The sequence below is a fragment of the Nostoc sp. C117 genome (genome assembly GCF_043099735.1).
In the GTDB taxonomy this organism is placed as follows: Bacteria; Cyanobacteriota; Cyanobacteriia; order Cyanobacteriales; family Nostocaceae; genus Nostoc.
Genome location: NZ_CP170991.1, coordinates 1444602 through 1467850, shown reverse-complemented (window position 1 = coordinate 1467850; position 23249 = coordinate 1444602). Strand labels below are relative to the sequence as shown.

Annotated in this window: 13 protein-coding genes and 2 pseudogenes; 4 read left to right on the top strand and 11 right to left on the bottom strand. The window is 39.7% G+C overall.

The genetic code is table 11. The annotated features are described in order from the left end of the window. Window position 1: 1 nt before the first annotated feature. Window positions 2–1072: an SDR family oxidoreductase gene (locus tag ACFG4S_RS07425; protein ID WP_392534180.1), complete on the bottom strand. Its 1071-nt coding sequence runs from the start codon at window positions 1070–1072 to the stop codon at window positions 2–4. A 478-nt stretch (window positions 1073–1550) separates the two neighbouring features. Here ACFG4S_RS07425 and ACFG4S_RS07420 point away from each other — a divergent pair, with 478 nt between their 5' ends. After that, window positions 1551–2726 carry an ABC exporter membrane fusion protein gene (locus tag ACFG4S_RS07420; RefSeq protein WP_392534179.1) on the top strand — a complete coding sequence of 392 codons (1176 nt, stop codon included), beginning with the start codon at window positions 1551–1553 and terminating at the stop codon, window positions 2724–2726. 71 nt (window positions 2727–2797) lie between these two features. Next, on the top strand, window positions 2798–3964 hold the full coding sequence (gene devC / locus ACFG4S_RS07415) for an ABC transporter permease DevC (protein ID WP_392534178.1): 1167 nt from the start codon (window positions 2798–2800) through the stop codon (window positions 3962–3964). Window positions 3965–4189: 225 nt separating this feature from the next. On the opposite strand, the gene ACFG4S_RS07410 is transcribed toward devC, so the two are convergent. Beyond that, window positions 4190–5320 carry a hypothetical protein gene (locus ACFG4S_RS07410; RefSeq protein ID WP_392534177.1) on the bottom strand — a complete coding sequence of 377 codons (1131 nt, stop codon included), beginning with the start codon at window positions 5318–5320 and terminating at the stop codon, window positions 4190–4192. A 741-nt stretch (window positions 5321–6061) separates the two neighbouring features. Between ACFG4S_RS07410 and ACFG4S_RS07405 the strand changes: the two genes are divergently transcribed. Continuing rightward, window positions 6062–7885: a hypothetical protein gene (locus ACFG4S_RS07405; RefSeq protein ID WP_392534176.1), complete on the top strand. Its 1824-nt coding sequence runs from the start codon at window positions 6062–6064 to the stop codon at window positions 7883–7885. A gap of 317 nt (window positions 7886–8202) precedes the next feature. On the opposite strand, the pseudogene ACFG4S_RS07400 reads toward ACFG4S_RS07405, so the two are convergent. The 6 genes and pseudogenes from ACFG4S_RS07400 to ACFG4S_RS07375 all read right to left on the bottom strand — a co-directional run. Beyond that, a pseudogene (locus tag ACFG4S_RS07400) lies at window positions 8203–8568 on the bottom strand (transposase); the annotation flags it as partial. A gap of 123 nt (window positions 8569–8691) precedes the next feature. Next, window positions 8692–8742 (bottom strand): annotated as a pseudogene (locus tag ACFG4S_RS07395) (hypothetical protein); the annotation flags it as partial. 370 nt (window positions 8743–9112) lie between these two features. Next, on the bottom strand, window positions 9113–10234 hold the full coding sequence (locus ACFG4S_RS07390) for an ABC transporter permease (RefSeq protein ID WP_392534175.1): 1122 nt from the start codon (window positions 10232–10234) through the stop codon (window positions 9113–9115). Window positions 10235–10273: 39 nt separating this feature from the next. Continuing rightward, on the bottom strand, window positions 10274–11380 hold the full coding sequence (locus ACFG4S_RS07385; protein WP_392534174.1) for an ABC transporter permease: 1107 nt from the start codon (window positions 11378–11380) through the stop codon (window positions 10274–10276). Window positions 11381–11492: 112 nt separating this feature from the next. Then, window positions 11493–13484, bottom strand: a complete 1992-nt coding sequence (locus tag ACFG4S_RS07380; protein ID WP_392534173.1) for an ATP-binding cassette domain-containing protein — start codon at window positions 13482–13484, stop codon at window positions 11493–11495. Between the two features lie 150 nt (window positions 13485–13634). Continuing rightward, window positions 13635–15002: an HlyD family secretion protein gene (locus tag ACFG4S_RS07375; RefSeq protein ID WP_392534172.1), complete on the bottom strand. Its 1368-nt coding sequence runs from the start codon at window positions 15000–15002 to the stop codon at window positions 13635–13637. Between the two features lie 122 nt (window positions 15003–15124). Here ACFG4S_RS07375 and ACFG4S_RS07370 point away from each other — a divergent pair, with 122 nt between their 5' ends. Next, window positions 15125–15763, top strand: coding sequence for a TetR/AcrR family transcriptional regulator (locus ACFG4S_RS07370; protein WP_392534171.1), 639 nt, complete (start codon window positions 15125–15127; stop codon window positions 15761–15763). A 441-nt stretch (window positions 15764–16204) separates the two neighbouring features. On the opposite strand, the gene hppD is transcribed toward ACFG4S_RS07370, so the two are convergent. From hppD to ACFG4S_RS07355, 3 genes are all read right to left on the bottom strand, one after another. Further along, entirely contained in the window at window positions 16205–17335 is a 1131-nt protein-coding gene (hppD, locus tag ACFG4S_RS07365; protein WP_392534170.1) for a 4-hydroxyphenylpyruvate dioxygenase, read from the bottom strand. Between the two features lie 481 nt (window positions 17336–17816). Further along, on the bottom strand, window positions 17817–21626 hold the full coding sequence (locus ACFG4S_RS07360) for an AAA-like domain-containing protein (protein ID WP_392534169.1): 3810 nt from the start codon (window positions 21624–21626) through the stop codon (window positions 17817–17819). Further along, entirely contained in the window at window positions 21610–22953 is a 1344-nt protein-coding gene (locus tag ACFG4S_RS07355) for an AAA-like domain-containing protein (protein ID WP_392534168.1), read from the bottom strand. Before ACFG4S_RS07355 ends, ACFG4S_RS07360 begins: the two co-directional genes overlap by 17 nt. Between the last annotated feature and the right edge of the window lie 296 nt (window positions 22954–23249).

The following is a 23249-nucleotide window of genomic DNA, read 5'->3' as shown; positions in this document are numbered from 1 at the left end:
TTTAGTCATCCCCCATCAAATCATCGATTGTGCGTCCCGCGATGGTTTCCAGACACTGGGGAATCCAATCTATAAAGCGAGGAGGAGGGGGACAGCCCACTTCTAAAAGACGTGTATTATCAAAGACTGTATTATGGCTGGCAAAACGCGCATACAATTCTATAGCTCGCCGCAGACGACGGACTGAGGTTGGATAGAGTTGCTCAAGGGCTTCGTCTGAGAAGCAATTGACCTGGTTATATGGGTTGGGTTTTGCTGATTCACCAGCCACAAGCCCAAAAGCATCAGCTATTTGCTGCCAATTACATGACGAAGCAAATCCCGATGAAATGTGATAGCAACGGTAGTCAGGCTCAGGCAAAAATAGCAAGGTTTGTAGGGCTAAACCAACATAGTCTGCTGGGACAACATCAATATAGTTGCTCTGTGACCAGGTAATCTGACGCATTCGATCAAATGTGAAAAAAACCCAGAATAGGCTAGCTGTTGGTTTACAGCCGAGAGTGGTATGTCCGACAACAACAGATGGACGAACAATCAATAAGGGAAAATCACTCATCCCGGCCAAGTGTTGTTCTGTAGCAGCTTTAGAACGAGAATATTCTACGTGGTGATCGATTCCGGCCATTGGGTATAAATCTTCTTTAACGATCGCTGGTGGATTATTACCACAGATCCAGGCTGTACCAATGTACAAAAAACGTTCCAGTTGAGGACAACGGCGCATTCGCTCTGCGAAGCGACAGGTATCGTCATAATTCACTTGCCAAACATTACGGCGCCCTAAAAATGACGTATCAGCCGCAGCGTGAACCACATGGGTGACATCCTTGAGGATACGATCGGATGAATCAGCCACAGCAGCCAAGTCACCCGCAATAATTTTGACCCGTTCCTCACACAGGGGAACATCAGTAAAACGTTTTAGAGAACGAGCTAATCTTACGTAGGCTTCAGTTTCACTTCTAGCCCGTACTGGCAAAATTAGAAATGTATCTTTCCGTGTGAGCAATTGAGCTGCGACAATACCACCAATCAATCCTGTAGTTCCAGTAACCAGAATATGTTGCATAAGAACTTAAAAAAAATAAACTCTCAATAAAGAAAAGATGTCTGTTCAGTAGAGTCTCTCACTCAGCTTTGAGATAATTCCTTGGTGACTTCATAAAAGATTCACAAAAATAATTTTATTTTCGTCAATCAAAAAAGATATAACTGTGCAACGATAGGTAAAATTTTTATAGCGAGTTTTTACTGAGTTATGCAAATTATCTCATTTATATCTCACCGATTCAGTAAATTTTATAAAAGTTAAATCTAATTTCTGCGGTAGTTGCTGAGTTTCCTGTGCTGCTCATATCCACTGCTAGACAAGTAGATTTCATGACTGACCAGCATACGTAAAATCTCACTGTGAGCATAAGAATTTATACTGTTTATCAACAACAGAGATGCAGAATTGGCATATTTACATGGAAATCTAGTAGATACTAATAAATTTATGGTAGCAATTTTGATTGACGTTCTAAAAAGAGGACATAATGAAGCAGATGTTCAAAAAAAAGTCTTTAAATCTTTGGTTAATTGGACTGTTTGTTTTAGCTGGTCTAGTAGCGAGTACTACAACCTTTTACGGATTATCTTTCTTTAGGCAAGGAGTGGGAGAAAGCAATACATCAGCTCCAACGATAAAGAAACTACTAACTAGAAAGATAACGGCTTTAGGGAGATTGCAACCATTAACAGAAGTTATTCGCTTGTCAGCACCTCAGACCTTAGGGAGCGATCGCGTCGCTCAATTGTTTGTCAAAGAAGGTGATAAGTTGAAAAAAGGACAAATAATCGCCACGTTAGACTCTAAACAAAGCCTACAATTAGCCTTAAAAGAGGCACAAGAGCAAGTCAGAGTTGCCCAATCTCGGTATGACCAAATCAAAGCAGGTGCAAAAGCGGGAGATATTCAAGCGCAAAAGGCTACAATTACTAAATTGCAAGCCGAATTACAAGGAGAAATAGCCACCCAAAAAGCTAATATTGCTCGTTGGCAATCGGAAGTTACCAATGCTCAGGCAGAATATAATCGGTTTCAATCCCTGTACCAACAAGGGGCGATCGCCGTTTCTGATTTCGATCGCAAGGGTTTAGCCCTAGAAACGGCTCAAGCTCAATTAGCCCAAGCATCTGCCCAGCAAAATGGCACTGTAGCCACACTTGAAGCCCAAATCACCGAAGCCAAAGAAGTACTTAACCGGATAGCTGAAGTACGTCCTGTCGATCTACAAGCTGCAAAAACCGAGATAGACAGAGCCAATGCTGCCGTAAAACGCGCCCAAAACGACTTAAATCAGGCTGATATCAAGGCACCAATTGCCGGACAAATTATTAAAATTCATGCCCGACCAGGGGAAAAGCTAACCGATCAAGGTATTGCCGACCTAGCGCAAACAAATGACATGGTAGCGATCGCCGAAGTCTATCAAACCGATATTGCTAAAATCCGGGTAGGACAAAAAGCCCTGATTACCAGTCAAGCATTTACTGGACAAGTCAAAGGCACTGTTTACGAACTCGGACTAGAAGTTATTCGCCAAAATGTGTTTAGTAACCAACCAGGAGAAAACCTCGACCGCCGAGTTGTAGAAGTCAAAGTGCGTTTGCAACCTAAAGACAGCGAACGCGTATCCCGTTTGACTAACTTACAAGTACAAGTAGCTATAGAAATCTGAAGTCAAAATAATATAGGCTACCTGTGAGAATTCATTAGACATCCTTTAATTTTTCTTCAAAAATTCAATTTATGCTTCGTAAACTATTTTATAGAATCCCCTTAGCCTGGTTGCAAATGTCCAGGGAAAAAACTCGCTTAGCAGTTGCAATTGTGGGAATTGCTTTTGCAGATATTTTGATGTTTGTACAATTGGGGTTTAAGAGTGCGCTCTACAATGCTGCTGTGAGACCTCAATATTCTCTACAAGGGGATCTTTTCTTAATTAATCCTCAGTTTGAAACTGTGTTCTCTGTCAAGAGTTTTCCCAGACAACGGTTATATCAAGCTGCGGGATTTGAGGGTGTGACATCGGTTAGTTACCTCTACATTGATTCTGGACAGTGGCGCAATCCTATTACCCACAAAGACCGCCGGATTCTAATTTTTGGTATAGATCCAGCCAATTCTGCTTTTAAATTACCAGAGGTCAATCAACATTTGGATGACTTAAAAATGCTCGATAGCGTGCTGTTTGACCAAATGGGACGGTCAGAATATGGCCCTATCTCTGCTCTTGTACAACAGTCTGATTTATTACAAACAGAAGTTAATAATGTTTTGATCCGAGTAGCAGGAATATTTAATTTGGGAGCATCTTTTGCCGCTGATGGTAACGCCATTACTAGTGAATCAACTTTTATGAAGTTATTTCCCAACCGTCGGACAGACCAGATTGATATAGGTATAATTCAACTGAAATCCAATGCAGATATTCAACGGTTACAAGCAGATATACAGACTATTTTACCAGCAGATATTCAAGTGTTAACACAAGCAGAATTAGCTACAAGGGAGAAAGAATATTGGGCGAATTCTACTCCCATTGGATTTATATTTGGATTAGGTTCAGTAGTGGCTTTCATTGTTGGTACAGTGATTGTTTACCAGATTATTTATGCAGATGTCTCTGACCATTTACCAGAATACGCGACATTGAAGGCTATGGGATATAGCAATCGCTACTTAATAATTGTCATTTTTCAAGAATCATTGATTTTGGCCTTAATAGGCTTCATTCCAGGTTGTGTTCTATCTTTGGGAGTATATCATGCTGCCCAAATATCTACTCGATTGCCAATTATGATGACAGCTAGTCGGGCTATTTTTGTGCTGTTGTTGACCATTGTCATGTGTTTTATTTCTGGAGGTATTGCGATCAATAAGTTACACCAAGCTGACCCTGCGGATATATTTTAAGTAGGTTCATGTAAATAATTATCGTTGGGATCGGGCAGAGGAAAAAGGGTTTGATCCTTGTTGAATTTGTAAAGTCTTAAGAACCTCGGCACCTTGAGATCGCAGAGTGTCAATTCGTCAATGTTTGGAGCAACGGATTCTGGATATGCAGACATTCTTATCTGAAATCGCAAAACTTTTCATCAATTATATGATACGTATCAAGATGAGCCGAAATTTAGTTAATTAATTACACCAAGATTTCTCAAAAACTCGATAGACTTTGGAACGTTCAGCCCCAAGTTTAAGTAATAGTGTTTGAACCATTGCGTTATCTTCTAACATTGGTGAAAACTCAATTTCAGTATAATTAGAATTTAAATATTGTTGCATTATCTCGCACCAGAGAAGCACTCCTAAACCCAAAGATTGATATTTTTTGCGGATACACAAGCTATCTAAACGGTAACGCGTAATTCCATTCTCACGACCAAAGGTGAAGATACGTCGGCCTAAATACCGTAGTAATCCCGGTAAGGTTTTGGTCTGGTGCAGAATTTGAAAAACATCGGGTACAAGCATACCAAACCCAACAGGATTATCTTCCATAAGGACAAACAGAAACAGCCGAGGGTCAATCACCTGAATCCAATCCAGCGCCAATTGGTAAAATTCCGACCGTTCAATGTAGGTATACCCCCATTGACCCGCAAACCCATCATTGTAGAGATCGCAAACAAGGTCAGATTCTTGGGCAAGCTTATCTGGATTCAACTGACGATAGGTGATTCGTTTATTGCGCCACCTTTGGGCATTTTTTGTCAAGAACTCAGGGATAGTCAATTCTCCTTTAATTCTGAACGCTTTATAGTCCTTAGCTTTTTTGAAGCCTAAGGATTCTAATTGGTTTGGATAGTATGATAGGTTGTATGGCATGGCCACGTATGGGCTATCATCGAATCCGGCAATTAGCATTCCAGCACCATAAATTGGAGAGAGAGCAAAAGGCCCTAATAGTTGTGTCATCCCATGAGACTTAGCCCAATTCTCAACCTGCTCAAATAATCTCTTTGATACATCTAGGTCATCAATGCATTCATAGAATCCAAAAAAAGCGGTTTGTGTACCGTAGGTTTGGTTATAAGTGCAATCGATGGAACCTGCAATCCGACCAACTATTTTTCCATTCTGGTAAGCCAGCCATGCTTCTAGAATCCCGTGCTGGTGGAATCCACATTCTCCAGGATCGAACATCTTGACAAGATTGGCAACAGGCCAGGAAACCCAATATGGATCGTCTTTGTAGAGTTGATAGTTGTACTGAAAAAACTGTCCTTTTTTGCGTAGATTATTAACTTGTATGATCTCAATAGACATTTTTAATATGGATTACTATTTATCAAAAGTTGCTGATTTTTGCTGATTTGTATAACTTTAAGTTGGCTTTTATCAACTCGATTGGGATACCAGAAACCAATTGTGCTTTTTGCAAAGCATATTTCCTTTCAGCTTAACTATAGCAGCCGTCAGCAGCTCTTTGTCATCCGTCAAAGGTTCAAACCACATGATTTTTGTCAACTAGTAATTATGCTTAACATTTAGAAAAAACAGAGATATGAAGTGAAATTTTGTATTGAACTTATGGGGCAAGAATGAATGATGCCTATCAACGGCGATCGCCTACTGAAAAATTCTGTTTGAGACTGCAATTTCAGCAAGCCCTAAGTACTATTGCTTATTGACTGGTATCAGACCTTAAACTTTAACGAACCTCCACAAACTATCAAATCACTGAATTAGCGATCGCTATACAACTAAGTTGTTACGCATTTAATTTGTACATTTACCAGATGAATGATGACTGAAAACCCTTCAACAGTCAACAGTTAACGACCATCAAGAGTGTTTATATACTTTAGACGCGCATCAGCTTAGCAAGGCTTTACCCTAAATTATAAATGTCTACCCGAAAATCATGCAGGGATGGTATATGTGGTGATAATTCATCTAAATATTGAGGAAGCTTAATACTTTTTTACAAAAACCTTTTCCAGGTTCAATGCTTAATTTACTGAGTAAATAGCTAAATTTTGTCAACTAATCGGATCTATTAGAGCTATGAATTGTCTCCGTAATCGGTTTGTTAAGATTGCTCTGACTGCCGTGCTTTCTCTAGGATTGTACCTAGTTGTAGCCAATTTTAACCATCGTGGCAATGTTGTAGAAGCCTATTCTCAATCTCAAGTAATCGCAGAAGCAAATCCTCGTCCTTCTTGGCTGGCACCGTCTCCACCTAAGTTCCCTTATTTCCAAGATAGAAAAGTAGTGATTGCTAAGGCACAAGAAATTTCGGATGGTCTTGAAGGCCACATTAAAGCATGGTTTGCGGGTAAGGCTTCTCCGGGGATTCCCGATAAATTGATTCCTAAGGGGGTGGATACCAAAGAATTCCGTAATTTTCGCTTAGTAAAGCCTGAGCAGATTACACCTCAGCAACAATGGGTAGTCCGACCGGCTGAGAAAATTAATCTCAAAGCAACTCGTGGGTTTTTCCCAGACCCCAATGCAACCTACTTAGTATTACCTAATCTGCTTGCCCCCTTTGGCAGTAAAGTAATCGTTGAAGGAGAATTTCCTCATGCGCGGTTCTTTGATATTCAAATTACACCTTCGTTTCATCCTGAAGCCTACCGATATCGGGGCTTTGGTGTTGGCGAAGTGCCGATTGTAGATGTTGATATCGATCCACTGCCAGGAAATGTCAATCCATTCCGAGTAGATGCGAACCGCAATGCGGCCAAGCGTAAATATCGAGTGACGTTCGATATGGCGATCGGCAATCCTGTTGATTTGAATCCGGCATTTCGTCCTCCTCATTATCGCGCACCTGGCAACAATCGCGTGGGTGGATCAATCCTCTATCAAGGACCTTGGGGAGAGACTAAACCTTGGGGGCATGGACTGGGTATATGGGATATGGGTCAGATATGGATTCGCTATTATGCACCAGATAAAGCTAAGGGTTCCTTAGGGGGTGTGCCACTTCCTAAAGTCTATTATCAGTTGCCTGATGGTAGAAAATACTATATCCAAGCTGATTTTGAAGGTTGGGAGAATCGATCTAATCGGCGCATTGCTGCTAAGTGGACAGCTCCTGAAGATCCAACTAAACATAAAGGTGCAAAAACGGGATGGTTCAAGAAATTTGGGATTTTTCGAGCAATTGTTGAGGGAATGGCTTTGGAAGTTCCCTGGTTGAACCTAGACAAGGAGTATGTACGGGATCTAGATCTTGGTGTCGCAGGTCGTGGAGAAGACATGCCACCACCTGGTAACTTTTCAGTGGCGGCAACGGAATGTAATTACATTAATTATTTGTTACGAGGCATGTCTCTGGGACGAGATAAGGTTGCCGTATTAACTGGTAAATTGCCGACAACTCCACGTACACGCAATGGTGAAGCCGTGATGAAAAAAGCCCAGGCTCGTTACTGGTCAATCACTGCTACTGATACAGCATTGCCCGAACCTGATGGCTTTGTTGGTGCAGTCTTACATTCAGTCATGGATGATGAAATTATCACAGATGCTCAGCAGCGATATGCGATCGTTTTATCTCGAGCGGAAGACCGTCCGAAAAACGCAACGGCCAGCAATGGTATCACCTGGGTCAACTGGGGACCAACGACAAACGTCAGCTGGACTCTGCGTTGGATGAGTGTTTATCCCAATTGGGACTTTGGTTTAACTCCAGACGATCGCAAAATAGGATGGGCTAGTGATTGGGCAAGCAAACGATATGACCCATCCATAATTGGACAAAACTCTCACAATGGTGTTTTAGGTGAATATTTACCTGAAGTACACTATATGACTAAAGCCCGCTTTGAGAAGTTGGGAAATTCCCTCAAGCCAGATAAAATTCCCGTCTGGCAGGATTAACGACTAGCAATCAATCAGATAAGTGTACTTATGGTCACTAAACTCAGATTATTGAATCACTTTCAAAATCTGGGTTTTAGTGATTTAAGCATAAAATGGTTCTTGGCAACTTTTGGCGATCTCGGTTAGAACTCTTGCAAAAGTGTTTTGTGGTATAGCCGTAGCCATGTTTGTTAGGACGCTGCTTGTTTGAGAACGGTTTCAATTGCATCGCGTACAGTTAATTGCAACTTAGCTTGTGCTTGGTTGATAGCAGATTGTAAACGCAAGCCTTCCCCCAGCTTTCATTTGAGATTGATAAAATTGATTTTATGGAACTAGTAGTCTGTCAAGGCAACTTTGCAGGGTGAGAACGTGGGGTATAACCGCTCCATCTTTGTCCGTGCATCAGTGGTTTTGAAGCGCCAATTGACACTGGCAGATACATTATTCCGTTGTTGTTCCCAAGTGGCGATTTCATTCGATAATGTTTGTACATCTTTTATGCGTCGCTCTAAACACTGTCGGGATAAAACAGAGAATTCAATCTCAACTTGATTTAACCAACTGGCATGTTTTGGTGTGTAGTGAAACTCTAATTTTTGGACAATCCGACGAGCTTCTTGTGGCTCAAAAACTTCATACAAAGATGCTGGATTATCTGTGTTCAGGTTATCAACTACTAGACGAATAACATCAGCATCGCGGTGATAAATATTAAAACCATCTAGCTTCCGTGGTTTGGGTGGATGAGGACGGTCATTAAGCGTGCCCTCAATCCCATTTTTGATGAACTTGGCGCGGGTGCGCTCAACTCTCGAGACGCTAACTCGTAGCCTATCTGCGCTCGTGGCATCGGTTTCCCCCTCAGAAGTCATCAGAAGAATGTGGGCACGAGCAATAGTTCTTGCTTTACTCTTACCTGTTTTGATTAGCGATCGCAGATAGGCTACTTCTCCATTACTCAAATTTATTGTATACTTCTTTGCCATAATGCTAACCGTAGCTAATACTTCAATTAGCTTACCAAAACCTGTCAAACCAAGCAAAGTTGGCTTGACAGACTACTAGTAGTCTGCCAAGGAAACTTTGCATGGTGGTTAGCAGAGGGGCAGAGGGGCAGAGGGGAAAGAACTTGGTATTTGCCTCTCCTCTGCTCCCCTGCTCCCTTGCCGACCTCCACAAGCGCAATTTTGGGTTGGCGAACTACTAGATAGGCGTTCGGTTTATTTCTAATTTCAATATCTTTCAGCTTAACTGACTGCGAAACTTACTAATACTAATAGTTAATAACACAACAGAAAATGCGACTAAAGCCAAAACATTTATCCACAGTACATCTAAGCCAACACCTTTGAGCAAAATACCTCGAACGATCGCAATGTAATGGCGGAGGGGATTGAGTAGGGACAGCACTTGAAAGAAAGGGGGCATGGCTTCAATGGGGGCGATCGCTCCAGAAGTTTGTACCATTGGTAAATTAATAAAGAAAGATATCAGAACTACCTGTTGCTGGGAACTACTCACAGTCGCCAACATAATACCCAAGCTAATGCCGACAAATAAATACATACTTGATAAGGCCAAAAATAGCAGAAAATTACCTCGAAATGGTACATGAAATATTACTGTCGCTAAAGTAATAGCTAATAAAACATCTCCCAGTAATAAAAATGCTAAAGGGACAATTTTCGATAGTAATATTTGCCAGTTAGCAGCCGGACTCATTAATAATTGTTCTAAAGTTCCGGTATCTTTTTCCCGGACAACTGTAATTGCTGATACTATTGTCCCAATTAATGTTAAAACTAAACCCATAACTCCTGGAACAAAAAACCAACTACTCGTTAGTCCAGGATTGTAAAGAAATACAACTTCAGTGGACACTGGAAGACTTGCTTTACCTGGGGTTAATTGCAGATTATATTGCTGGATAATTTGATTCATATAATTTCCGGCAATCCCTGCTGTGTTAGCATTTACTGCATCAATAAATACTTGAATTTCTGCTGATTTTTGTGCCAGTTGACGCGGGAAATCGGGAGGAATTATTACCCCAGCATCTAACTTTCCTTCTTCTACCTGACGACTCAATTCTTTCTCACTGTTTGGTAAAGATTCTAAAGTGAAAATTTGATTTGATGTCATAGCTGAAACTAACTCTCGACTGGCGCTGACGTTGGCATAGTCAATGACACCTAATCGTAAGTTATGAACATCAGGATTGAGGATAAAGCCATACAGCAATAATTGGACTGTTGGCGGAACAATTAATAAAATAATTAATTGTTTATTGGGGATAATTTGATTAATTTCTTTCCGCACCAATGCCCAAAATGGACTATCAAATAATCGCTGGATAAATTTCATAAAATCCTTTTTTAGTGAAGCCAAGAGAATACAGAGAGATTAATTTGGTAATTGCATTCGGCTTAAAACTCGGCGTGATACGTTGAAAAATATTAATCCTAAAGCTGCAAGCATGAGTAAATCAAACCAAACTCCAGCAAATCCTGTACCACGGACGAAGGCATCACGAGTGATATCAATGTAATAACGTGCCGGAATTATATTAGGTGCTAGTGATAAGGGGAAAGGAATATTGTTGAGGGGATAAATAAAACCTGAGAGTAACAATGATGTGATAAATCCTACGAGGGAAACGCCTTGTACAGCAGCATTTTGGTTACTACTACGTACTCCTAAAAGTAACCCGAAAAGAACGCTATCTGTCAGAAATAATAAAGTGCCAAGTAGTAATGTTATGGGGTTGCCAACTATACCAACTTGGAAAATAATTGAGCCTAATACCATAACTACTAATGTTTCAGCGATCGCAATTAATAAGTATGCTAATCCTTTACCACATAATAGTTCGGTGGCACTAATACTAGAAGCATAAACTTGTAAGATTGTACCTTTTTCTTTTTCCCGCACCATTGCGATCGCTGAGAGCAATGAAGGAAAAATCCATAGTATAACTCCGTACACTCCTGGGACAATATATAGCGATTCTAGTCTACCAGGATTAAACCATAGACGGATATTTGCTGTAATGCTACTAGTAGCAGGTATCAATCTATGCTCTTGCATAAAAAAGTTTGTGACTCTCTGAATACTATTTCTAATTACACGAGCATTGTTAACATCAGTGGCATCGATTAATACTTGCAGTTTTGTACTTCTACCTGCTTGAATATCACGGCTAAATTCTGGCGGAATAATGACTGCGGCTTTGGCGATTCCTCTATCTATAGCATCCCGTGTAGGATTGCCACCAGACCACTGTTTAGGTACAAATTGATTGGTGGCATATAGTCTTTCAATATAGCTGGTACTTAGGTTTGTGCGGTTTAAATCTTGGACAATTAAGGGAATATCTTTACTCTCTAATCTAATGGCAAAGCCAAAAATTACTAAGGTGATGAATGGCAATAAAAATGCTAGTGCCAACGTCAGGCGATCGCGGCGAAATTGGGCTATTTCTTTCACACATTGAGCAATAATTCGTTTCATATATATTTGGTACTGGGTATTGGGTAATGGTGAGTAGGAATTGAGAAATTAAAAATTTTATTGGAATTCAATCTAAAATCCAAAATCTAAAATTCCTATCTCCACCCGCGTCCTATCCTTGCGATCGCTCTACTATCCCAATAAAGGCATCTTCTAAAGAAAAAGGAATGGGACGTAAAGAATTGATGGTAATTTGATTAGCTTCTAAAAGTTGAGTTAGTTGATTTATTTCCTGTTCGGGATTATCAAGGACAATATGTAAACTATTAGCAAAAATCGAAACACGCCACGACTCAAAGTATTGTTTGAGTATCTTAGAAGCTACTTGGTTTTGATTGACAATAATCTCTATTAATTGTCCTGGTTGCGAGGCTTTGACAGAACTGGGTGAACCTTCGGCGACGGTTTTTCCTGCAACCATAAAACTCATACGGTTGCACTGTTCAGCTTCTTCTAAATAGTGCGTCGTTACTAAAATAGCTGTACCATTGCGGGCGAAGTCATTAATCAGCTTCCAAAACTGGCGGCGCGCCAACGGATCTACCCCCGATGTTGGTTCGTCTAAAAATAAAATATCTGGTTCGTGCATCACGCAAGCACCAAAAGCAACTCGCTGTTTCCAACCTCCAGGTAGCTGTCCTGTAATCATATTTGCTTGTCCTTCTAAGCCACAGGTAGCAATTACCCAATCAATTTTTTCCCGTCGGAGTTTACGAGGTACGCCGTAAACTCCGCTATAAAATTCGAGATTTTGCAGAATAGTAAGATCGTCGTAAAGGGTGAATTTTTGACTCATGTAACCAATGCGTCGCCGTAAGTCTGCACTCCGCAGATTTCCGGTTTCACCACCCAAGGAAATTTCACCGCCACTTGCTTCTAATAATCCACATAGCATTTTAATGGTGGTGGTTTTTCCAGCACCATTAGCACCTAACAGCCCAAAGATTTCCCCATATCGCACTTCGACGTTGACATCTTTAACGGCTTGGAACTTGCCAAAAACACGACTGAGATTGCGAGCATATATCGCTAGCGCTGAGTCCTGAGTATTAAATACTCCCTCTGCTCCCCTGCTCCCCTGCTCCCCTACTCCCCTCTTCCGAGAACGAGGAAACGGCAAAAACTGCGGCGCGGAACCTTGTTGTCGCAAGCGCGTGACAAAGACGTTTTCTAATGTGGGTTCGCCATACTCGATAGTGGGAGAAGGTAATTGATGTTGTTTCAGTAGTTCGCGGACTTGGCTTTCACCAGAATTTATATCTTCAACGAGGACATCCAAGCGATCGCCAAAAGTCTGCACATCTACTATATTTGTTTCGCTAGCCTGGGAAAGTATTTCTTCTGTGGCTTCCAGGTTGGCTGTTCGCACTTCTAAACGATGCAAGCCTAAGTTAGCCCGTAAGTCTGCGGGTGTGCCAATTTCATGAATTTGCCCACTGTACATCAAAGCCACACGGTGACAGCGTTCAGCTTCATCTAGATATGGTGTTGCAACTACAATTGTCATTCCCTCGGCTGACAATTCCCCTAACACATCCCAAAACTCCCGCCGAGAAACTGGATCGACACCAGTGGTAGGTTCATCTAGTAATAATACTTCTGGTTGCGAAACTAAAGCACAACACAGCGCCAGCTTTTGTTTCATTCCACCAGAAAGTTGTCCCACTAAGCGATCGCCAAATCGCTCTAAATTCATTAATTTTAAATATTTACTGCGGCGTTTCTGTAACAAATCATCTGCGACTTGCCTTAATCCTGCTGCATAACGCAAGTTTTCATCAATACTCAAATCCAAATACAGCGAAAACTGTTGAGTAAGATAACCTGTCATTAATCGGGCATCTCGTGCAGGTTGATTAAATATTTGTACCTCCCCAGCCGTTGCTTCCATCACACCAGCCAAAATGTGAAAAGTACTAGTTTTTCCTGCACCATCAGGGCCAATTAATCCAAATAGTTCACCTTTTTTGACACTGAGATCAATTCCCCGCACAGCAACTAAATTTCCATAGTGCTTGTGCAAACCGCGAACTTCAATTGCTGTGGTTGGCGGACTAGATAATGGTGGTAAATTTGGCGGTAAAGTTGCGAATTGCTGTTTCATGAGGGTCATAGCACGAATATTTGAGAATCAGAATTTTATTTCTCACGCAGTCAGAGTTATCAAAAATTTCTCTGTTTTATACCTAAATTCAGCAACGCCCAAATCTCAGATTATTCAATCCAAAATCCAAAATCTAAAATCCAACATTTTTCACCTTCCTGCTTCCAAATTAATTTGGACATCTGCTGGCATCCCCATTTTGGCGCAAGGTAAATCCGATCGAATATAAGGATTATCAGGATTAAAGCAACTGTCAGGATTTTGAATTTTGATCCGAATTCCTACTACTTGTCGGACTCGATCTTTTTGAAAATAAATATTCTCTGGTGTAAATGAAGCTTGCGGATCGACGGCAATTACTTTACCTTCTAGCGGTTTATTTGGGGCAGAATCAATTAAGATTTTTGTTGTTTGTCCTAGACGCACTCTACCAATATCACCTTCGGGAATAAAACCTCTAAAATACACGGTCTTAGGGTCAACAATTGTCAAAATATTAGTCTGACTGCTAACTATTGCACCTGGTTCGACACTCCGGGCTGTCACTACTCCATCTAAAGGACTAACTACATTTAAATCTTTCTTGGAGTCTGCAATCTGGGTAAGAATTTGCTGATTTGATGCTTGGGCATCTTTGACTTTGGCACGAGCAGAGTAGACTTTTGCTTGTGCAGATTTAAGTTGAGCCTCACTTTGCTGCTGCTTTCTGAATAATGCTGTTAATTGAGCGTTGCGAATATCAGGATTGAAACCTGTAGTTTTGGCTTGAGTTAATGCTCCTGACACAGCACTTAACTGTTGAAGTTCAGCATTAACTGCTGCCTCTCGTGCTTCTAAGGTTGCTATTGCCGTATCTAGAGTAGTTTGTGCTTGGTCAAATTGTTGTTGATTAATCGCTCCTTCTTCTACCAATTGAGCATAGCGATCGCGGTTGATTTTTGCTAAATTAACTTCTGCGGTTGCCTGTTTAACTTGCGCTTGTGCTTGCACTAATGTCGCTCTGGCTGCTGCTACATTTGCTTGCGCTTGCTCAATTCTGCCTTCGGTATCTCCTTGAGACTGCCGTAAATTCAGTTTGGCTTCGTTAATTTGGCTGTTAATTTCCTGAATTTCTCTGGTTACTTGTTCAACATCAGCAATTGCCTGTTGTTCATCATACTTAGCAGATGTCACTCTCGCTTGTGTGCCACGTAGTTGATCTTGCAGTAATTGATCGTCTGTATTATCTAACTTAATTAACTCTTGCCCTTTTTTAACCGCTGCTCCTTCCCGCACGGCAATTGACTCAATTCTTCCAGAACGCTTGATTCCAATCTCAGTTTCATAACCCTCAATCCGTCCACTAACTTGCAGTATATTAGCTGATACTTGCGGTTGACTGCGCCATACTGCGTAGCCAATGCCACCTGCCACCAGCAAAACCCCAATCGCTAACAGAATTGATTTCTTGGAGCGCTGCTGCTTTGATACTGGGGCATTTTTAAGATTTTCCGGGGATGTCGTGATAGTTTGAGTCATGGTAGCACCCTGGATAGCAAAAATATTTTCTAGACGAACATCAAGTATTCTGAATTCTTCGTCATTAATACTAGACTGTCTAGTATGATAATACAAGAGATGCGTCAAAAAATTTACTGTTCATGTCCAAAAACCCTACTTCTAACTTAGAAAATCCTCTCCCTGCGATCGTTCCAAAGCAGGAGCAAATTTTGCAAGGAGCTATACGGGTATTTCTGAAGGAAGGTTACGCTAGAACAAGTATGGATCGTGTTAGTGCCTCAGCAGGAGTATCAAAACAAACGATATACAGTCACTTTCAAGATAAAGAAGGACTGTTTAAAGCATTGATAGAACGGTTGACGCTAACTTGTTTTCACAGCATTTTTTCCACAGAAAATTTGCCTAACAAACCAGAAATTTTTTTGCGTCAAATTGGGGAAATTTATTTAACCGAAGTTGCTGATAATCCTGATTATTTAGCATTGTTGCGTTTGATTATTACCGAGTCACAAAATTTTCCAGAACTAGCAAAAGTTTATACCCGAACCGTTGTGCTACGCGGTCAGCAAATACTCAGTCAGTATTTTGCATCTCATGCAGAATTAGGAATTATTGACCCAGAAGCAATGGCTCACATTTTTTTTGGTTCCTTGGTATCCTATGTGATTGTACAAGAAATATTGCATGGCAAAGAACTGACATTTTTATCACGCGATCGCTTGTTAGACAGCTTAATAAACGTGGTTATAAGCCAGTCTCCTACCTTAACTGAAAGTTAGTAGATTTTTAGTCAGCTGATATGCGTCTAAAGTATATAAACTCTTTTGATGGCCGTTGACTGTTAACAGTAATCAGTCATTGCTGTCGGTTCGCTCATTTTGAGATGATGAAGGGAATTAATGTGATGAAGAGCAAGAAATAGAGAAATTGTAGTAAAAGAATCCCACATTTGTACAGGAATGCTCGGTAGTCTAGAGGACATATTCAGCAGATGGGTGTGCCGATGACCAGTGAGCAAGTAGAGATTACCTCAGAGCGAATTGATGATATTCCCGTAATAGTGGAGTGGCTAAAACAGATGAAGATTGAGAAACTAATTGACCAGGCATCCAACTAAACGTCAACCACTCACTTTTTGATTCTCAATACTGCTTAATTCTTAACCGAGAAATATTGAGATTATGATGGGCGATCACTTTAAGACCATAAAAGCTTATGTTTCATCGCAGATTGCCACGCCGCTCCTGTTCCTGCTCAATTGCCTCAAAAATTGCACGGAAATTGTTTGCTCCAAACCCGTTGAACGTCCGTCTTTGCAGGAACTCGAAAAAGGCCGTTGGACGATCGCTCATCGGCTTGGTGAACGTTTGGAGTAGATAGCCATTTTCGTCAAAATCCATCATTATATCATACTGAGCAAACACATCAATATCTTCCGGGAGTTCGATATTAGCTACCTGGAGAAACTCGCGCAGCCGTGGGTAGTATGCTGATGGCACTTTGAGAGTCTCAACACCACGCTCATGCAGAGCTTGCGAGGAAGCCAGGATGTCGTCTGTGCGTATAGCAAAGTGCTGTGCTCCTGCTCCTCCGTGATATTCAAGAAACTCTTCAACTTGACCTTTGCGAATACCGGAAGCTGGCTCAATCAATGGAATCTTAATCCGTTCGCTGGAGTCGGCCATTACAATCGACTTCAGCCCTGAGAATTTTGTATGAACAATGGAGTCGTCAATAGAGAAAAAACGATGGAAACCAAGTACGCGCTCATACCACTCGACAAGCGGTTCCATCTCTCCTTCAGAGATATTCAGTCCAATGTGATCGAGTGAGCGCCCACCAACACTTGCCAGTACCTGTTCAAGCGGATCGGGATCATTAATAGCTACAAAACCCGGCAGAAAAGTCTTACTGTTACCACTTCTCTCGACAAAGGTATGGGTGGTATCTCCTACCGTCTTGATAGTAGCGAGGACGATCTGCCCATGATCGTCCGTGTACTTTTGCGGTGATTGAATTGACACTGCCCCTGCTGCGATCGCTTGTTCATAGGTCAATTCGCATGAGGTTACACGGAAGGCGATGTCTTTAACGGCATCGCCGTGGCGAGCGAGATGTTCGTTGAATTCTTTGTTACCTGGTGGCAGCGCCGATGAAAGAACTAGTGTCACATCTCCTTGCCGAAGCGCATAGGAAGTCCACGTCCGGCTGCCCGTTTCCAGACCTTGGTAGGCAAATACCGAAAAACCCAGCCGAGTCTTGTAGAAGCTTGCAGCTTGCTTCGCATTGCCAACCCACAGTTCAACATAGTCGAAGCCGAGAAAACTTGGATAGTTTGCAGAGGTATTCATTAAGATGACTTACGTAGGTGCAGACATATTGAGTACTGTTACTTTAAACTCCTTATTTTAAGTTATATTTATTATTGGGTTAAAGGTACCTCAAATCTGAAAGCTTTGATAGGAGAGAGCAAGAACAAAAACTGTATTGCATAATAGCCGGAAGCGGTGTATCTCCTGGGTTTTGGGATTACGCCCCTCGCTCTTAAAAGAAAGCGAGCGCCTCGCTCGAATTATCCAAACCCATCAAGTAGTTAACCATTATACGCGAATACCAAAAACTCAGTGCCTTCATAGATGAACTCTGCCATCTTGCACATACCCATCTTTTTATGTGCCTGAAGTGATGCTTTGTTGTCTGCCTTGATGAACAGTATCCCTTCCCGCTCTGGTAAAAAATCTTTCAGTGAAAATAGCAATATCCACCCAAACGAAGGTCGAGGAGAAATTGTTGAGTTTGATAGAGCGAGAATATGAGGTTACTGATTAAAAACTAGCGATCGCTGCATACTTTACGTGCTTCTCGTTCTTCAGGATGAGTTGCTAAATAATCTTTAAGCCAATCACAACCTCTTGAAAGTAGTTCATCCAATCCCTGGCCAATCCGCCACTGTTTTACTGTACCGTCTAATTCTATAGTGGTAATACTTTTTTCATTGCGACTGAAACTGACATCCCTAAAACCAACATTACTATAAAATTGACCTATCTGTTGCCCTGAGAAATTCCACAGGCGTACTGTATTGTCGGCGCCTGCTGTGGCAATGATTTTACTACTAGGACTAAAACTCAAGCTCAAAACATCACCTTGATGACCAATTAATTGAGTTATTTTCTGTCTTGATAGATTCCAAATCTTTACTCTACTACCACCTATAGTTCCAAGAGACTGACTATCTGGACTAAATTTAACATTTGTGACTAGACCTTGATAACTGTTCCATTGATCAAGTATTGTTTTGTCAGATACATTCCACAGTTGAATTGTGCTGTTATCTTTTGCAACTGCCAGGTATTTTCCATCAGGGCTAAAATTTACACTTGTAACAGGATTTGGCTGATTATTATCTAATTTTTTATTATTTAACTTCAAATCATTCTTAGAAACATCCCAGAGTTGAACTATACCTTCATCAGTACCTATAGCTAAAGTCTTCTCATCAGGACTAAAACTGAGAATGTTCGGAAACGTTGGCCATTTGAGGATGTGTTGAGGTATTGGAAAGCTTTCACGTTTAATTTTCCGAGTCAAATATCCTTTTCTAGGACGATAAATTTGTAGTGTAACGATTGTACCTTCTTCACCGCGTATATAGGCGAGTGCATTGTCTCGGCTGGTATTGACTGTAGAATTACCATCAGCAGATAAAATGCGATCGCCTACTTGTAATATTTCCTCAGATGGCGAACCTGCTATTAACTGGGTGACAATTAACTTTCTTGTTACTCTATCCCACCCAAATACAACACCAATTCCAGATATTTTAGTTGTTATTTTCTCATTATTAATTGTTTGTTTATTAACTACTAAATGTTTTCCTGAGCGATCCCAAATATTAACTTTACTATCGTGTCCTATTGCAGCAATTAGGTTGTTATAAGAACTAAAAGTGATTCCTAAGATATTACCTTTATTTCCACCAAGAGAAATCTCATTACCTGTGAGATTCCAAATTTTTAGATTATTTTGGTCTTCCGTTGAAATAATACTTTGTCCATCTGAACTAAAATCTAATGAATCTAAACCTGAATCTTGCTTAATTGGCAATTGTTCTAATAGATTCTGTAAAGAATTATTTAATTGCCACACTTGAACTGTATTAGCTTCGTCTACAGTAGCAATTTGTTGTAAATTATGACTTAAAGCGATACCTGTAAAATTAATTTCACTAGCTTTGAGTTGATTAATTAGCTTTCTAGATAATAAAGACCACACTTTAACAGTACCATCTGAGCCGACTGTAACTATACTTTGTCCATCACTACTAAAAGTTATATTTGATATTCTGCTTTGTTCACTCTTCCATTGTTCTGTTATTTGTCCTAACAAATTCAGGATTTTAATTTTGCCGTCACGTGCGCCAATAGCAATTAGTTTTCCATTAGGACTAAAATTGATAATACTGACTGAAGTTTTATCTATATTCCATTGAAATAACTGCTTACCAGAGTAGTTCCAAAGCCTAATTTTATTAGGTTCTCCTGCTGTAGCAATATACTGTCTATCTGGACTAAAACTTATACTCTCAATTTTACCTTGATGGGTTGGTAATTGGGTAATTTCTTGACTAGCGATATTCCACATTTTTGCAATACCATCCTTACTAATAACACAAAGATATTGACCATCCGGGCTAAATTTCAGGACGGAAATGGACTTATCTGAAATATTCCATTTTGTAAGCAGCTTACCTGACAAGTTCCAAAGCCTTATAGTTCCATCAGTTGCAAATGTAGCTAATTTTTGCTCATTTGGACTAAAACTAAGTTTTTTAACTCTACTTTTACTTGGTAATATAGCAATTTTTTGACCATACATCCATAACTGAACATTTTCTTTTTCTTGTATTTCATGAATGTTAATATCTTTTGGCTTAGTAGCAATTAATAAACCATCAGAATTGAAACTGATACTTAAAACTTCATGCTGGTTTTTATTAAAATCAAGTCGATTCTGTTCTTGAACATTGCTGATAATTGCTTGTAAAAGTAATAGAGAAGAAACATTTTGATTAAATTGAGAAAAATAATTTTGCTTAATTAGTAACTTTGTTTTTTTACCAACTTCTATAGCTGAAACTAAAGATTCTAATTGTGATGATTCTGCACTAACTGTATTATTATAAATACTAAGTGCTTGCGAGTCTAATTTTACAATTTCTCTACCTGCATTAAATCCCTCAATTTTAAAGTATAGACCCATGAAGATTGCTAAAGTAGCAACTAATGAACTACCATAAAATAAATTTCTACTTATACGAATTCTTTTCCTAGCTTGATGTGCTGCTTCAGCCAATAACTTACTAGCTTTTCTTTCAGCTTTGCGACTCGTATGTAAGAACTTGTAATCATCATCACTCAATCTTCTGTTGCTTGCCCATTCTTCAGCATCATGTAGGGTTTGTCCACTTAATAGGCAAGATTCATCTTGATAATTAGACTCTATCCAAACAGCAATTTCTTCCTTATATGGACGCAAATTTGCTAATGATTCTGTTACCCATTTTTCGTTAAAAATAGCTTTATATATTTGGTTATAAACTTTTAACTTGTTGTCTTGCTTAACTACTAGTCCCGAAAGTCTCAATTCTAGCTGCTCAGAACTGGTGTCAGCAATCACTTCTGTATAACGTAAAATTTGCTGATACAGTCCTAGCAGTCTATCTGTATTTTTATCCTGTCGCAAAATGCGATCGCGGATTGTCTTTAAATGTTCTGGATGATCAAAAGCTTCCCAATTTTCAATTACTTGAGAGCAGATAAAGTTTTGTACAAATTCAGATTCAAAGCTTATCTCAATGGGAAATGAAGAGGTAAGAATTAATTTACAAAGCTTTTGCGTAAGAAAAGGTTGTCCTCCAGTCCAGGCTAATATTTCTTTCAATACCGCATCAGGATTGTTCACTCTTTGTACCAAGCCTTTAACTAAGGGTTGGATTTCATGCTCTTGAAAGCCATTTAACTCAATAGCTTGACCAATATTAAAAGGAGTACGTCGTCTATCTTCAATCAAATCTGAGGGGGTAGCGACTCCTAACAACGCCCAAGTAAGACGATAGTATTCTGGTTTATCAACCCGTTGATTATAGCAAGCTCTAATAAAAGCAAAAAAATCATCACAAGGAAAGGGCAAACTAAGAACACTATCAATTTCATCAATGAAAATCACAATACTTTCAGTAATTGCTGTCAGCAGTACTTGTTCAATAAACTCACTAAATCGTCCTAAGGGAGACAACAATTCATGCTCTCGCCACCAAGTTGATAATTTAAATTGGATACGAAAGTTGTTTAATAAACTTTTAGCTAGAGTATAATACCATTGGTCTTGTGATACATCGGAGCCAATTAAGGTAATATCAATAGTTGCACAAGCAATATTTTCCGCTAACAGCTTTTGCATTGTTTGTACACGCAAACTAGACTTACCCATTTGCCTGGAATTGAGGACATAACAAAACTCTCTAGCTTTTAGTCCTTCATAAAAATCTTGATCGGCTTGTCGCACAACATAGCTAGGTGCATTTGGCGGTAAACTAGCACCTACTTGATATTGATATGTCGAGTTAGTTGATGCAAGCATATAAATTTAAGACATGAGAAAAATACTGACGATATAACTCGCAGCTAGGAATAACGTAAAAATTGCTTTCTCGCTTTACCAGTCCCATGCTATATAACTTAGATGCTTGAATTGGCTCTAATTGTATTGGTTTTGAGGAAATCACAACTTCTCTTAAAGCTGAAACTAAATCTTGATTTCTTTGAACACGTCCTAACAAATCACGTAGGTAATGGCTGTAAATACCTCTTTCTGTTGCTACTGTTTGCACAAATTCCTCTAGAGTAATTTTCCCTTGAGCAATATTTTTAAGTGCATCATCTATCAATTTAGGACGACCCGCTACCATATCCATTAATTGTCTTACTTGGTTAGCATCCCAAGTTAATCCACATTGTTGTGCTAAATCTTGAACTTGTTCTAGTGTAAAATCGTGCAACTCTATAAATACGCCTACATTACTTAAAGGCGAACTACGAATATTTAAACAGCTATAAAGATCCGTAGAGTGTGAGATGACTATACGTAGCCTTTGCCAAATTTCGCTACTGCGATCGCCGCTTCTTGCTTGATCGTGCCAACCTCGTAAAAGTCCACAAAAATCAGCAGCAATCTCTGGGTGTTCAAAAACTTTATCAACGTTCTTTAACATCAATACTAAAGGATTAGTATCTTGCGTTAATAAGTAATTTTGAAAGTACATTGTACTATTTAAGTTGCAAGCTAAATAATCATCCCAATACTCATCTAACTGGTTAGATAAATCTAGCTTATGAGCAACACCAGCACAAAAACATTGCGAAAATTTAGAAATATCACTGAAAACACTATACTCCAGTAATTTAAAGTCAAAAATTAAATGTCGATATCCTTGTTCTGTGATTTGTTCAATAACTTTCTTTAACAACCGTGTTTTACCCATATTTTCAGGTGCTTGAATCCGAACTAAAGCACCAGGTTGCAAAAGAGCTTGATAACACTCCCTTTCTTCCAAAACACGTCTGACTTCTGGAATAATCATTCTTCTTTCAGACAACCAATTATGATATTTTTCTTCCCATAACCAATCAAAAGCTTGTTCCCAAGGGCTTCTTTGCCCTTCAGGACGTTGACCTCGCGTAGTAGAAATAATGGGACAGCCATTGTCTTGTAAGGTTCTACATATTTCACTTAACTGATATTGGAAACTCTGTCCTCTATCTACAACCTCTCCATTTCTATATACTTCTTCTGCCAAAACCTGATTCCTACGCCGCTTATTTTGAGGATGAAATCGAGTCACAAAGACATCTCTTCTTATATCCTCAAAGCGATATTTTGCGGCTATATCTCTCAAAAACTCAGCCATAGTTGAGTCCATATCGCATTTTTAGGTATAAATCATAAGTTTGTTAAGCTTTTAGTAGCTTTACACTAAATTTCTATTAAATGCTATAAGTTTTAACAAAAATTAATATCCCTGAAAAATGTATTTTATTCATAAACTTTATATTTGATTTGTATTTGAAATTGATTAATACTGTATCGCTCTAATAGTTGACAGCTATTGAGCAAAACATATACATTGTTTTCGTAAGTTAATCACTTTATATTAACAAAAAATCACAATTTCAGTGAAGAGAATAGATATAAATTCAGAGCAAA

Coding starts and splice junctions, on each gene's coding strand:
- ACFG4S_RS07355 (WP_392534168.1), bottom strand. CDS start 22,953: ATGGCTGAGTTTTTGAGAGATATAGCCGCAAAATATCGCTTTGAGGAT.
- ACFG4S_RS07405 (WP_392534176.1), top strand. CDS start 6,062: ATGAATTGTCTCCGTAATCGGTTTGTTAAGATTGCTCTGACTGCCGTG.
- ACFG4S_RS07375 (WP_392534172.1), bottom strand. CDS start 15,002: ATGACTCAAACTATCACGACATCCCCGGAAAATCTTAAAAATGCCCCA.
- ACFG4S_RS07380 (WP_392534173.1), bottom strand. CDS start 13,484: ATGAAACAGCAATTCGCAACTTTACCGCCAAATTTACCACCATTATCT.
- ACFG4S_RS07425 (WP_392534180.1), bottom strand. CDS start 1,072: ATGCAACATATTCTGGTTACTGGAACTACAGGATTGATTGGTGGTATT.
- ACFG4S_RS07410 (WP_392534177.1), bottom strand. CDS start 5,320: ATGTCTATTGAGATCATACAAGTTAATAATCTACGCAAAAAAGGACAG.
- ACFG4S_RS07360 (WP_392534169.1), bottom strand. CDS start 21,626: ATGCTTGCATCAACTAACTCGACATATCAATATCAAGTAGGTGCTAGT.
- ACFG4S_RS07390 (WP_392534175.1), bottom strand. CDS start 10,234: ATGAAATTTATCCAGCGATTATTTGATAGTCCATTTTGGGCATTGGTG.
- devC (WP_392534178.1), top strand. CDS start 2,798: ATGCTTCGTAAACTATTTTATAGAATCCCCTTAGCCTGGTTGCAAATG.
- ACFG4S_RS07420 (WP_392534179.1), top strand. CDS start 1,551: ATGTTCAAAAAAAAGTCTTTAAATCTTTGGTTAATTGGACTGTTTGTT.
- ACFG4S_RS07385 (WP_392534174.1), bottom strand. CDS start 11,380: ATGAAACGAATTATTGCTCAATGTGTGAAAGAAATAGCCCAATTTCGC.
- ACFG4S_RS07370 (WP_392534171.1), top strand. CDS start 15,125: ATGTCCAAAAACCCTACTTCTAACTTAGAAAATCCTCTCCCTGCGATC.
- hppD (WP_392534170.1), bottom strand. CDS start 17,335: ATGAATACCTCTGCAAACTATCCAAGTTTTCTCGGCTTCGACTATGTT.